This window comes from Acinetobacter sp. BEC1-S18-ESBL-01, from assembly GCF_014169935.1.
Taxonomy (GTDB): Bacteria; Pseudomonadota; Gammaproteobacteria; order Pseudomonadales; family Moraxellaceae; genus Acinetobacter; species Acinetobacter pittii.
On sequence record NZ_AP022302.1, the window covers coordinates 3,336,647 to 3,349,724 of the forward strand.

The 13,078-nt window shown below is 39.1% G+C and carries 12 protein-coding genes; 4 read left to right on the plus strand and 8 right to left on the minus strand.

The annotated features are described in order from the left end of the window. Nucleotides 1–273, plus strand: coding sequence for a pyocin activator PrtN family protein (locus H7R46_RS15895; RefSeq protein WP_000500676.1), 273 nt, complete (start codon nucleotides 1–3; stop codon nucleotides 271–273). On the opposite strand, the gene H7R46_RS15900 is transcribed toward H7R46_RS15895, so the two are convergent. Then, nucleotides 257–1,405, minus strand: coding sequence for a tyrosine-type recombinase/integrase (locus tag H7R46_RS15900; protein WP_000534873.1), 1,149 nt, complete (start codon nucleotides 1,403–1,405; stop codon nucleotides 257–259). The genes H7R46_RS15895 and H7R46_RS15900 overlap by 17 nt on opposite strands. A gap of 134 nt (nucleotides 1,406–1,539) precedes the next feature. Between H7R46_RS15900 and dusA the strand changes: the two genes are divergently transcribed. Next, nucleotides 1,540–2,556 carry a tRNA dihydrouridine(20/20a) synthase DusA gene (gene dusA, locus H7R46_RS15905; RefSeq protein WP_005066221.1) on the plus strand — a complete coding sequence of 339 codons (1,017 nt, stop codon included), beginning with the start codon at nucleotides 1,540–1,542 and terminating at the stop codon, nucleotides 2,554–2,556. 335 nt (nucleotides 2,557–2,891) lie between these two features. After that, a complete protein-coding gene (locus H7R46_RS15910) occupies nucleotides 2,892–3,404 on the plus strand; it encodes a hypothetical protein (RefSeq protein ID WP_005066219.1) in 513 nt (170 codons plus the stop codon). Between the two features lie 8 nt (nucleotides 3,405–3,412). Here H7R46_RS15910 and H7R46_RS15915 read toward each other — a convergent pair whose 3' ends face one another. Continuing rightward, complete coding sequence (locus tag H7R46_RS15915; RefSeq protein ID WP_080630997.1) at nucleotides 3,413–4,312, minus strand: LysR family transcriptional regulator; 900 nt, start codon at nucleotides 4,310–4,312, stop codon at nucleotides 3,413–3,415. A 96-nt stretch (nucleotides 4,313–4,408) separates the two neighbouring features. On the opposite strand from H7R46_RS15915, the gene H7R46_RS15920 reads away from it, so the two are divergent. Further along, a complete protein-coding gene (locus H7R46_RS15920; RefSeq protein WP_080630996.1) occupies nucleotides 4,409–4,531 on the plus strand; it encodes a hypothetical protein in 123 nt (40 codons plus the stop codon). Between the two features lie 64 nt (nucleotides 4,532–4,595). Here the strand turns inward: H7R46_RS15920 and H7R46_RS15925 are convergent, their stop codons facing one another. The 6 genes from H7R46_RS15925 to H7R46_RS15950 form a co-directional block, all read right to left on the minus strand. Then, complete coding sequence (locus tag H7R46_RS15925) at nucleotides 4,596–5,357, minus strand: ThiF family adenylyltransferase (protein WP_000130931.1); 762 nt, start codon at nucleotides 5,355–5,357, stop codon at nucleotides 4,596–4,598. Nucleotides 5,358–5,691: 334 nt separating this feature from the next. After that, complete coding sequence (gene acnA, locus H7R46_RS15930; RefSeq protein ID WP_005066213.1) at nucleotides 5,692–8,448, minus strand: aconitate hydratase AcnA; 2,757 nt, start codon at nucleotides 8,446–8,448, stop codon at nucleotides 5,692–5,694. 124 nt (nucleotides 8,449–8,572) lie between these two features. Beyond that, entirely contained in the window at nucleotides 8,573–9,385 is an 813-nt protein-coding gene (locus H7R46_RS15935; protein ID WP_005066211.1) for a TatD family hydrolase, read from the minus strand. Then, nucleotides 9,385–10,326 (minus strand): RsiV family protein, encoded by a 942-nt coding sequence (locus H7R46_RS15940; RefSeq protein ID WP_017399903.1) that lies wholly within the window; start codon nucleotides 10,324–10,326, stop codon nucleotides 9,385–9,387. Before H7R46_RS15940 ends, H7R46_RS15935 begins: the two co-directional genes overlap by 1 nt. A gap of 90 nt (nucleotides 10,327–10,416) precedes the next feature. Next, entirely contained in the window at nucleotides 10,417–11,259 is an 843-nt protein-coding gene (locus tag H7R46_RS15945; RefSeq protein WP_005066206.1) for a hypothetical protein, read from the minus strand. Between the two features lie 69 nt (nucleotides 11,260–11,328). After that, on the minus strand, nucleotides 11,329–12,921 hold the full coding sequence (locus H7R46_RS15950) for a peptide chain release factor 3 (protein ID WP_005066204.1): 1,593 nt from the start codon (nucleotides 12,919–12,921) through the stop codon (nucleotides 11,329–11,331). Nucleotides 12,922–13,078: the final 157 nt, after the last annotated feature.

Consider the following 13,078-nt stretch of genomic DNA (forward strand, 5'->3'; position numbering starts at 1 on the left):
ATGGGTGCATTCCAGTTAAACACCGCTGATTACCTATTTATGAAATATCGCTCTATGACTGTCGAATTAATGAGCATAGTACAAGACTACTATCCTCACTTAAGCAAGGCAGAGGCGCTGAGAAAGGCAAATAATCAAGAGTTTCCTTTCTCTGTCTTTAAAATAGATTCAAGCAAACGCGCACCATTTCTGGTGCACGTTAAAGACTTGGCTGATATCTTAGATAAGAAGTATTCTGAAGCTGCTAAAGACTTTGCTACGTTTCATCAATGAGGCGTAGCACCTCTTCCAATTGAATTACATTTCGCCTTGACTTCACAGAAACATACCGCTGTAAGCTCCCCCAAGAATCATGCAAACTTACTTTCTGAATTTCAGGAATAGTAAAACTTTGTTCTGCAAGTCTCGTACAACCTTCATGTCTCAAATCATGAAAATGTAAATCCTCTATTCCCAATATTTTACATGCTTCGCGAAACTCTTTTCCTATGCTTTTGGGATTCAAAGGTAATAAGAGTTGTTCATCATATCCTAATCGAAGCATACGACTCCGCACTTCATTATCTAATAAAAGTTCAATTATTGTTTTACAAGGTTCCAACACATCAAAAGACTTGTGATTACCTTTAGAACCGTTCGGATTTTTCAAATCATGAACTTTCCATGAAGAGTTGTAAGAATCATAATCTTGCAGCCATAAGCGTGTTAACTCTGCTTCACGTCTACATGAAAAAATTGCGAACCAAATAATTAAATGCATTGGATACTTAGTACCGTATTTATTTAACTTCCAACGCTCAGCAAAAAGTTTTGTTAAAGCAATTAACTCTTCCTTTGTAGGAAGCCTATCTCTCACTTTACTAGACGAGATTTGACGAGTTTTTCTAAGCTGTGCTGTAGCTTTATCGAAGTTACTTAAATCAACTTCCATACCCCACATAACAGATGCATGAGATAGAACACCTCTAATATGTAAAAGCTCATGCTGCTGTGTACTTGTTGCAATAGGTTCTAAACCAAGATTAGGCACGCCTCTTCGTCTTAGAGCCACATGCTCAGCCAAATGTATCGAATGTATTTTTGTGATAATATTGCGCGCAATTGGCAACTTCTTAATTAAGAGTAGAGAATAGCGTTTCGTCCTGCCGTACTCGCTCCCAACTTCATCCAAATATTTATCTATGGCATCTGACAAAGTTAGATCAATCAGTTGTTCTTTGCCAAGTAAAATGTCTGGATTTTCTTGAATCTCAACTTCTCTTTTTTTAAGCCAGTTTTCTGCCACTTTTTTTGAATAAAATGTTTTGCTTTCAGAATAAGCAGGATAACCTTTTTTGTTGATCCGGATAGCAGCTCGGTAACTAACACTTCCATCTGCACTTTTTCTGGCAGTAATTGACCCCATAATTTTACACCATGAACCATTTTTTTCATTATGGTGTAAATTCTGGTGTAAATGCAAACCGATTAACGCAGCTAAACATGAGTTCCCACAGATTCAAACAGGTTGCAAAACACTGATTAAAGGTATGATTTTTAATGACTATTAACAAAACCATTGAAACTATTAAATCTCCAAGAATCAGTGTAGCCCCAATGATGGACTGGACTACAAAGGACTACCGATTCTTTGCACGCTTGTTTAACCCAAACGTTGTGCTCTATACAGAAATGGTGACTACAGGCGCGATTTTATTTGGCGATGCAAAACGTCATTTAGACTATAACGCTCAAGAACACCCAATCGTATTACAACTTGGCGGTTCAAACCCACAAGAGCTTGCCACTTGCACAAAAATGGCTGAAGACTGGGGTTATGACGAAGTCAACCTGAATGTAGGCTGCCCAAGTGACCGCGTACAGAACAATAAAATCGGTGCATGTTTAATGGCAGAGCCAGACTTGGTTGCTGAGTGCATTCATACCATGCAAAAGGCAGTGAATATTCCGGTAACAGTAAAGCACCGTATCGGTATTGATGACATGCAATCTTACGAAGAAATGCTACATTTCGTAGATACTGTCGCTGCAACTGGTTGTACGTATTTCGTTGTGCATGCCCGTATTGCTATTTTGAAAGGTTTGTCTCCAAAAGAAAATCGAGAAGTTCCTCCTTTACGCTACGAAGATGTATACCGCTTAAAGCAAGAACGTCCGCACCTAACCATTGAAATTAACGGCGGAATTAAAACTTTTGCCGAAACTCAAACTCATTTACAACATGTTGATGGTGTCATGATTGGCCGTGAAGCCTATCACAACCCTTACCTACTTGCTGAGCTTGGCCAACTTTGGAACTTAGAAGCACCAGACCGTTTCGATATTATGGAACAAATGCTGCCTTATATTGAGCAACGCATGGCTGAAGGTGCTCCCCTTTCAATCATTACACGTCATATTTTAGGTTTATTCCAAAACTTACCGGGTGCTCGTAAATGGCGCCAAGCACTAAGTGGCGGAAATGCAAAGACTTTAGCTGATGTTGAAAATGCAATTCAGAACATGCGAGTAGCCATGATTCGCACTGAAGAATATGTAAAAGAGCAGCAGGTTTAAGTTGGCGACGACTTCTTAAATTGTAAGAAAATGTGGCATTTTAAATCAGAGACTTAGATTTTGAGTATATTCGTAAATGTTGAAGCAAAATATTCAAATTTAAGTTCTGATTTATTGTTTATTTATAATGATATCAATAAATTAAATTTCACTATTTTTAACCACCTCTTTTGCTAAGTAGCTTTTCGCACCAAGGCAGCCACCTCTGGAAAAAAGATACGTTATTACATAACATAAACAAAACTTTTAAGATATGCCTATTAGTATCTCTGAACGCCACAGGTAGCTGGTGATTTTTTTAATATGGATATGGGTAGCACGATAGAGATTTCACGATGATTATTTATGACGGACAAGTAGCTGATAATTACATGTATCAGGATTCAAATCAGGCAGCCATTGTTGTATCGCACAGCGCACCAAGCCTCCCTTATCCTTTCACCATGAAACCCAATAATCATCAAACTCAAACTTCAACCAACCCACCGATCGATGTAGAAAAGTTTGTAGAAAAATTAGAAAGCGTTACTTCTAGACGCAGTAAAGCTAGATGCGCACGTAGTATCCGTCTTGCACTCGAATCTGCTGGTGCTAATGTTGAAAACCACCCAATCGCAGCTTCAGATTGGGGCGATACCCTCAAAAAGATTGGCTATAAACAAATTGATCCAGCCTTCGACGAACCTCAAGAAGGTGACATTTACATCATTCACAGAACCCGCAACCACATTTATGGACACATCGCAGGATATACTGGAAGTGAATGGGTCTCTGACTTCAAACAAAATAGCTATGACGTCTATAAAGATGACAGCGTAACTTATACTTACTATAGATTAGCCGCTTAATCATTTTTCTAAGATTGAAACGTTTGATAAATGAGTTCAGCACAATGCTGAATCATTTCATCATGATCTTTTTTATAAATCAAAACCACTTCAGAAAGTGATAACAGATCGGTTAAAGGCAATAGTTTCACGTGAGCAGGCAAGATCTGCTGAAACTCTTCAGGTACAATACTTACACCAACATTTGCAGCCACGAGTTGTAACTGTGAAATCTTACGCGACTGAATTGGAGCTTTTTGTGGGGTAAATCCTGCGGCTAAACATAGATTTGAGACCAAATAGCTTAATCCACCTCTTTTAGAATGAGGGGTAGAAACAAAGTATTCATCTTTTAAATCTTTGACACTCACCTTCTCTTTATTTGTAAACTTAGCATGATCAATGTGCACGGCCACCATTAAAGGTTCTTCATATAATTTAATAACATTGACGTCATCTAATGTGTGCCGAACTGGTGGTCTAATCAAACCAATATCAATTTCCCCATTCAGTAAAGCCAAAATCTGATGCTCAGATGACAAGGTATTTATCTCAAAATTGATTTGTTGCGTTAAGCTAATTTCTTTTAATATCTGGATCTTTCTATCATCCATAATAATACTGCTCGAATGAGCAATTTTAATCTGACGATTTTTTCCTTCTGCAATATTCTTAGAAACTCCAATGATCTCATTTAAATAATGCATATTATCTTTAATTTTTTTATAGAAGGCCTCTCCTGCCGCCGTGAGTTTTACTTTCTTATCAGTACGATCAAATAGCTGAAAATCAATTTCTTCCTCTAATAGCTTCATTTGCCGACTTAAAGCAGACTGAGCAATGAATAGTTTCTCTGAAGCAGCAGTAAAACTCCCTTCTTCAACAATTTTTATGAAATATTGGAATTGTTTTAATGTGAGCATAACCATCTCAAAATTAGATTATTAGGTCTATTTTCCATATTAGATTAGATGGATTGCCTTCGCTAGAATTTTATCAAGACCATTCACTTGATTGAATTATTGATGAAGTATTTAAAAGGTTTCGCTATATTCACTTTGGTTATTTTAATTTTATGTTGCTTTAAATTTTATGATCAGCAACTACCCACACAGCCCCAGCAAGACAACATAGAGCTGTATGATTAAATAGTTTCTCTCAAAAATAAAAAGGCATGCACTCACATAAGCACATGCCTTTTCAATATTTAAATTAGGCTTTCTTTAAATCAAGCTTTTTCAAAACTTCAGCCACAGCAATCATCGCAAAGCTTGAAGTCACCACTACCGCTGAACCATAACCACCACAGCGCAACCCAGCCGATGGGCAGACATCTGCGCTTGAAAATGGATTGTCGATTGAGTAAATACAGGTAATGCCAAATTTCTCTTTTGGCTTTTTACAGATGCCACGAGCACGAAGCTGACTACGTAACTTCGCTAACATTGGGTCTTGTTCTGTTTTTGATAGATCCGCCACGCGAATTTTAAGTGGATCGAGCTTACCACCTGCCCCACCCGACACAATCAAAGGAATTTTGTTAAAACGACAATGGAGCATTAAAGCCAGTTTTGCCTTAACATCATCAATGCAGTCCAAAACAATGTCCGGTACAGGGTTTAAAAGTTCTGCAACATTTTCTGGTGTTAAGAAGTCATCAATAATATTGACTTTAATACGTGGGTTAATTTGGCGACAACGTTCCGCCATAATCTCAACTTTTTCACAACCCAGAGTTGATGTCATTGCAGGTAACTGACGATTCACATTTGATGCTGCAACCACATCCATATCTACTAGTGTAATCTCACCAATACCTGTACGCGCTAAAGCTTCTACCGCCCAACTACCGACACCACCAATACCAATCACCATCACATGACTTTTTTCATAGTGCTGGAACGATGAATCACCATAAACTTTGGCTACACCTGCAAAACGGCGGTCATATTCATCTTGTTGGAGATCGGTCATTGCTACTCTTTGAGGGGATATAAAACACGGAGAGTATTTTACTGCTTTTCAGAAGAAAGTGTATTTTAGATCAAAGAAAACTTGAGACTGTAATATTTAAACTCACGACAAGTCTTATGATTATTAATCAAATTATACGGCTTAAGATTTAAACTATTGATTACTAGTGTGACAGGCGGCATGGATGCCGCCCAGTTGGGCTGCGGTATAAGGACATACCGTCAGCCCGACAAAGGATTTTTGTTACTTTTTATCCTTAAAAAGTAAGGATATGGCTATATACCCAACATTAGCTCATTCATATTCATTACAAGGCTGTACAAGCTTAGCCAATTTATGAAGCAATCAAATTCCGTAGTACATAATGCAAAATACCACCTGCCTTAAAGTACTCAACCTCATTTAACGTATCAATTCGACATAAAACATTAAAATGACTGGCTACCCCATTTGGCCCTTTCACATCAACCTCAAGAATTTGATGAGGCTGAACGCCATCAGACAAACCTCGAATTGATATCACCTCATGACCAGTTAAGTTGAGAGATTGTCGAGTTTGTCCATCAATAAACTGTAATGGCAACACTCCCATACCTACCAAGTTTGAACGGTGAATACGCTCAAAACTTTCAGCAATGACAGCTTTTACACCTAACAAGTTCGTTCCTTTGGCAGCCCAGTCACGTGAAGAGCCCGTTCCGTATTCTTTACCAGCAATAATCACAAGCGGTGTATGTTCTTGTTGGTAACGCATCGCCGCATCATAAATAGCGAGCTTTTCACCACTTGGCACATGAATGGTATTACCACCCTCTTCACCACCAAGCATTTCGTTCTTAATACGAATGTTGGCAAAGGTGCCTCGCATCATAACCTCATGATTACCACGTCGAGAACCATAGGAGTTAAAGTCTTTTGGCTCAACACCTTGCTCTTGTAAGTATCGACCTGCTGGGCTGTCTTTTTTGATATTACCAGCCGGTGAAATATGGTCAGTCGTTACCGAGTCACCAAGCACTGCCAAAATACGTGCCTGTTCAATATTTTTAATCGGTTTGGGTGGCTCACCAATTCCTTCAAAGAATGGCGGATGACGGATATAAGTCGAATCATCCGCCCATTCATAAGTTTTACTTTTTGGAATCTGAATGGATTGCCAGCTTTCATCACCATCAAACACCGCAGCATATTCTTTATGGAACATCTCTGTATTTACTTTCTGTAAGACAGCATCAATCTCTGCCTGACTTGGCCAGATATCTTTTAAATAGACAGGTTGTCCATCTTTACCTTGCCCAATAGGTTGCGTAGTCAAATCGGTACGAATATTACCAACTAAACCATATGCCACTACCAAAGGTGGCGAAGCAAGCCAGTTTGTTTTAACTAATGGATGTACGCGTCCTTCAAAGTTACGGTTACCAGAAAGTACTGATGCAACATTCAAGTCATGGCATTGAATTGCATCTTCCACTGGCTCCGGTAGTGGACCTGAGTTACCAATACAAGTTGTACAACCATATCCCACCAAGTTATAGCCCAACTCATCTAAATACGGCGTAAGTCCAGCAGCCAGCAAATAGTCAGTCACGACTTTAGAACCTGGTGCAAGAGAGCTTTTCACCCACGGTTTACGCTGCAAACCTTTTTCAATCGCTTTTTTAGCAAGTAAACCTGCTGCTAGCATTACACTTGGGTTAGAAGTATTGGTACAAGAGGTGATTGCCGAAATAACAACATCACCATGATTTAATGGATAAGTTTTTCCTTCAATCACGCAAGAAGGACTTTCATGTTGGATATTTGCTTTTTTTGCCTCGACAGCCGTACCGCCACCGCCTTCATTTTCTAAACGCTCTTTAGCTTCTTTGGCAGGTTTTAATGTTAACTCCATGAGCGCATTAAAGGTTTTCGGCACCTCTGATAAAAGCACGCGATCTTGTGGACGTTTTGGGCCAGCTAGACTTGCCTGAACAGTACTCATATCAAGACTTAAAGTATCGGTGAAAACAGGTTCATCACCCGCATTGCGCCATAAACCTTGCGCTTTGCTATACGCTTCGACCAATTCAATACGATCACTTTGACGACCAGTTAATTTCAAATATCCTAATGTGACTTCATCAATCGGGAAGAAACCACAAGTCGCACCATATTCCGGTGCCATGTTGGCAATGGTTGCACGGTCGGCCAGTGGCAAATCGGCTAAGCCGTCTCCATAAAACTCTACAAATTTACCCACCACACCTTTTTGACGGAGCATTTGAGTAATAGTCAGCACCAAATCAGTTGCAGTAATGCCTTCTGGTAGTTTTCCTGTCAATTTGAAACCAATGACCTCAGGAATAAGCATTGAAATCGGTTGGCCCAACATAGCCGCTTCGGCCTCAATTCCCCCTACACCCCAACCTAAAACACCTAAACCATTAATCATGGTAGTATGTGAGTCTGTACCCACTAAAGTATCAGGAAAAGCAAAAGTCTGGCCGTTATCTTCACCTAGCCACACCGCTTGAGCCAAATATTCTAAATTAACCTGATGACAAATTCCCGTACCCGGTGGAACTACACTAAAGTTATTAAATGCTGATTGTCCCCAACGTAAAAATTGATATCGCTCACCGTTACGTTGCATCTCGATTTGTACGTTTTCTTCGAAAGCTTGATCATCAGCAAAATAGTCGACCATCACCGAGTGATCAATCACCAAATCAACAGGAGATAATGGGTTAATTTTTTCAGGGTCGCCGCCCGCTTGTGCCATCGCTGCTCGCATTGCAGCTAAATCAACCACTGCTGGCACACCAGTAAAATCTTGCATTAAAACCCGCGCAGGTCGATATTGAATTTCCTGATCTGAGGTACGGTTTTTTAGCCATTCTGCTAAAGCATGGATGTGTTGTGTTTTAACGCTATGCTGATCTTCAAACCGTAATAAGTTTTCCAATAATACTTTTAAAGATTTCGGCAGTTTGGCAATATCCCCTAGCGTTTTCTCTGCTTGGGCTAAGCTAAAAATCTGATAATTGCTGGAACCTACTGTTAGCGTCTGTAAAGCATTAAAACTATTGATATTGCTATACTTAGCCATTGGGTTATCCTCCCACGTCTGGCAATGTTATTTTTCACGTTTTTACATGTTGTTTTCTTACTTTAAGCTTCTTTTTTAATCGCTGTGTTTTGTTTTAGTTAATATTTTTAATCTTTGATTTTTATTACGATAATTTCAATGTAGTGAGAGAGTTTTTCCACAGCAACTCAGCCAAATCTGGCTCTGGCATATTTAAATTCTCAGCCAAACTTTGTAGAACGTAAGGCAAATTGACAGGGGTATTACGAGTCCGCTGTTCTGTTGAGGTTTGACAGCAAAGCGGTGTCATATCTGGACAATCTGTTTCAATCACCAAGTGCTCTGCACCTATAGCCTGCACAACCGTATGAAGTTTTTTCGCATTCGGGTTGGTGATCTGCCCCGTCACACCAATTTTAAAACCAAGCTTAATAAGACCCTTTGCCTCTTCTACTCCACCACTAAAGGCATGAGCAATTCCTCCAAATTTAAATTTTTGAGCTTTTAATATAGCAAGCACATCACCGTGCGCTTTTCGAATGTGGAGTAACACTGGTTTTTGGTATTGGGTTGCAAGCTCTAACTGAGCTGCAAAATATTGTTTTTGCTTTGCATATACATCTGGCTGCTTATGTTCTTTCAAGAAAGTATCTAAGCCAATTTCACCTACAGCCACGCAGTTTTCTTGCTGCAAGATTTGTTCAAGATGAGAAAGATGCTCTGGTTGATGCTGCTCAATATAAAATGGGTGTAAGCCTGGTGCTAAATAAGAAGTAGGCACATTTTCCCAACTTTTTAACTGATGATGAGTCTGCACCAACTCATCAAAACGTGACTGTAGAAAGCCAATTAAAACCAAAGCATCTACACCCACTTTTTTAGCCTCGAGTGCTAGCTGCTGCCGATCTTCATCAAAATCGGCAACATCAAAATGGGTATGGGTATCGAACAAATGCATTAGCCAGCACTTTTTGCAACTGGTGCCGAAGCTGGTTTAGCTTTAGGCTGTGGCAAATATTCTTCTTTCAACACATCTTGTAATTGGTCATAAGGAATGACTAATCGAGGGAGTCCAACCACGTATGGGCCAATTTCATACTCACCGTATTGAAGGATTAAACCTTGCTCACCCAACAAGAAGTTATTAGATAATTTAAATGGCCATGCTTGTTCATAGTCAGCAACATTATCAGCCAATTTAGAGTCCGTTACCCATGTCTTAAAGGCTTCATGAGCTAACTTCTCTAAAGTTGCTTTTTGCTGAGGACGTAATAAATCTTCAAGCTTAATTTGCTTTTGCTCTTTTAAATCAAAATTATAATAATGCTGTGCAGCAGAGCCATGAGCCCCACCTAAATAGCTACTACTATTAAGCACCACAGTTACAACTTTACCTTGAGCCTGCAAAATCTTAGGTTTAACTAAAAGATTAATCTGATGATTACTACTTAAAGCTTTTAATTCATTATCTAGATCAATAAATGAATTTGCATAGCGTTGCACCTGTGCATCAAAGCTATTTTTTTGCTCTGCACCCGCTACAGCTGAAGCTTCTGACTTTTGTTCCGTTTGCGTACTCTTAGCATCAGGTTCAGCAATTTCTAAAATTTGATTTAGTGTACTTAAGATTTGTTGATCTATAATTTTGTCAATAAAAGGAAAATTACTTTGTAAACGTTCAACTGTGAATTCGGGACAAGTTTTACCATCACAATCAGGTAAAACCACCTTACTAGGAATTGTTTCACCCTTCAAAGTCAACTCTACTGGCTTTTGTTCTTGAACAGTTGATTTCTGCTGCTCTTGAGAATCCTTAGGATCAGCTTTAGGTTGGCATGCTGCCAGAAATATAGCAGAAGCAAGCAAAGTTAATCGCAGTGAAGCTTTAGAAGATAACATCATATTTTGCCTTTTATTCTAAGGAGATTACGCTATGCCTTTCTAAGAAATTAGCGCATATAAATAGAGGTTGCAAATTCTGCTACCATCTTAAAACATTTGTTCATAAACCTCGGGTTGTAATATTTTTTTGGTCTGTTCTTTAGATAAATAAATATCGAGCTGTGGAGCTTCTTTAGTAATCTGGTTTGCCTGATAATGTAAGCCAACACCTTCACCATCAAAGAACCAATCTGCCTGCCCCCAATATAAAGTTTTTGGTGCTTCTTTCTTTATGTCAGCAGTCTGCTTTTTTAACCAGTCTTGATAGGCCACCTGCACCATTTGATGCACAGTAGTTTGTTGATCTTTTTTCAAAACATCTAACAAAGTTAAGCTCTTATGCAGTTTGCGGTCGGCCACAAAAAAGTAATAACGGTCTTTAATCGTGAGCTCTTCCTGCTTGGTATCAAGTCCTAATTGCAATAAAACATATTGGTTACGCTGCGATGCAATACGGGTATGAAGATGCAATTCATAAGCCCGATTCTTTGAATATTTATCTTGCCATTCATCAGACTTTTTAACATAAGCATTAATGGCTTGCTGCAAACTTAAGTCTTTTTTCAAATCAATTTGATCTTGAATTACTTTAGCCTGACTTTTCGCGATCCATTCATTTAGCCATGCATCTTGAGTCTTTATTGTTTGAATATCGACATCAATACAATTTTTCTTCTCACAAAATGGCAAAGCATAATCAGCTTTTACTTGTTGCAAGTTTAGAAATGGTAGTACTTCCGCTTTCTCTATATTTTGATTTTGGGTAGAAGCCGATTTCATTTGAGAAGATGATGAAGGTTGAAAGCTTTTCCAGACAAAAAGGCAAATAGCTAAAAGTAATATGATTACCGCAACTAAAAGTGCAATAACTGTCTTTCTATTCAAATTCATTTCATCATCCTTTCTTATTTTTCAAAACAAAACAGCTTCTGTTCGAAGCTGTCTGTCAAATCTTAAAGATTAGTGTTCACGCGTGTTACGGAACTGAATATCAGGCCAACGCTCTTGCATAATCTGCAAGTTGACACGACTTGGCGCAAGATAAGTTAAGTGACCACCACCATCGATAGAAAGCTGATCATGTGCTTTTTTCTTAAATTCATTGAGAATCTTATCATCATCACAATGAATCCAACGAACCGTATTAACACTTACAGGCTCATACACGCAGTCAACTTTATATTCTTCTTTCAGACGGTAAGCAACCACATCAAACTGAAGCACACCAACTGCGCCCACAATCAAGTCATTGCTAATTTGTGGCATAAATACCTGAGTTGCGCCTTCTTCAGACAACTCTTTCAAACCTTTTTGCAATTGTTTTGACTTTAATGGATCTTTCAAACGCACACGACGGAACATCTCTGGTGCGAAGTGCGGAATACCTGTGAAATGTAGATTTTCACCACTTGTGAAAGTATCACCAATTTGAATTGTGCCGTGGTTATGCAAACCAATAATATCACCTGGCCACGCTTCTTCTAGATGTTCACGTTCACCCGCAAGGAATGTCAATGCATCACTAATACGAACATCTTTACCAATACGTACATGATTCATCTTCAAACCTTTTTCATATTTACCTGAGCAAATACGCATAAAGGCAATACGGTCACGGTGTTTCGGATCCATGTTGGCTTGAATTTTAAAGACGAAACCAGAAAAACCTTCTTCTTTCGCATCAACAACACGCTCTTGTGTTGGATGTGCTTTAGGTTCTGGTGCCCAATTCATAAATGCGTCTAACACGTGGTCAACACCAAAGTTACCTAATGCTGTACCAAATAGAACTGGAGTTTGTTTACCTTGTAAAAATAATTCGCGGTCCAAAGGCTCATTCGCCATTTGTACGAGCTCAAGTGACTCTTCAAAAGACGCCCAAGCCAGCTCACCTACTTTTTCACGGATATCTGCATGGTCATAGCCATCGCGTACTTCAATATCTGTAATAGTTGAACCAAAGCCTGCTTTATAGACATACAATTTGTTTTCAAGAATGTTGTATACACCAGCAAAATCACGTCCCATCCCTAATGGCCATGTAATTGGTACACAGCGAATATTGAGGACATTCTCAATTTCATCCAGTAACTCAAGTGGTTCACGAATCTCACGGTCCATCTTGTTTACAAATGAAATGATCGGAGTGTCACGCATACGACAAACTTCCATCAATTTGATGGTACGTTCTTCGACACCTTTTGCACCATCAATCACCATTAACGCAGAGTCAACTGCAGTTAGGGTACGATAAGTATCTTCAGAGAAGTCTTCATGTCCCGGTGTATCAAGTAAGTTAATGGTGTGACCTTTATAAGGGAACTGCATAACAGAAGTGGTAATGGAAATTCCACGCTCTTTTTCCATTTCCATCCAGTCAGATGTAGCTGCGCGGTCAGATTTACGGCTTTTTACCATCCCTGCAACCTGAATTGCTTTACCCCATAACAGTAATTTCTCTGTCATGGTTGTTTTACCGGCATCGGGGTGGGAAATGATGGCAAATGTGCGGCGTTGAGCAACCTGTGCCGCTAACTCATCTTTAAAACTCATGAAATACACCTACTGCGGAGATTGCAGTGCCAAAGACCTAAAGTCGATCAAAATAAAAATTGGCGTAATTGTAGCAGATTTATAGAACTGTTTAATGATTGTTGATAAGCCATGAGTTACTCACGAGCTTTTTTGAGTATGGAGTTTAACTTCTTAG

Bases quoted from the DNA above. Each gene is read 5' to 3' on its own strand.
- H7R46_RS15895 (WP_000500676.1), top strand. From the start codon at position 1: ATGGGTGCATTCCAGTTAAACACCGCTGATTACCTATTTATGAAATAT.
- H7R46_RS15900 (WP_000534873.1), bottom strand. From the start codon at position 1,405: ATGGGGTCAATTACTGCCAGAAAAAGTGCAGATGGAAGTGTTAGTTAC.
- dusA (WP_005066221.1), top strand. From the start codon at position 1,540: ATGACTATTAACAAAACCATTGAAACTATTAAATCTCCAAGAATCAGT.
- H7R46_RS15910 (WP_005066219.1), top strand. From the start codon at position 2,892: ATGATTATTTATGACGGACAAGTAGCTGATAATTACATGTATCAGGAT.
- H7R46_RS15915 (WP_080630997.1), bottom strand. From the start codon at position 4,312: ATGGTTATGCTCACATTAAAACAATTCCAATATTTCATAAAAATTGTT.
- H7R46_RS15920 (WP_080630996.1), top strand. From the start codon at position 4,409: ATGAAGTATTTAAAAGGTTTCGCTATATTCACTTTGGTTATTTTAATT.
- H7R46_RS15925 (WP_000130931.1), bottom strand. From the start codon at position 5,357: ATGACCGATCTCCAACAAGATGAATATGACCGCCGTTTTGCAGGTGTA.
- acnA (WP_005066213.1), bottom strand. From the start codon at position 8,448: ATGGCTAAGTATAGCAATATCAATAGTTTTAATGCTTTACAGACGCTA.
- H7R46_RS15935 (WP_005066211.1), bottom strand. From the start codon at position 9,385: ATGCATTTGTTCGATACCCATACCCATTTTGATGTTGCCGATTTTGAT.
- H7R46_RS15940 (WP_017399903.1), bottom strand. From the start codon at position 10,326: ATGTTATCTTCTAAAGCTTCACTGCGATTAACTTTGCTTGCTTCTGCT.
- H7R46_RS15945 (WP_005066206.1), bottom strand. From the start codon at position 11,259: ATGAATTTGAATAGAAAGACAGTTATTGCACTTTTAGTTGCGGTAATC.
- H7R46_RS15950 (WP_005066204.1), bottom strand. From the start codon at position 12,921: ATGAGTTTTAAAGATGAGTTAGCGGCACAGGTTGCTCAACGCCGCACA.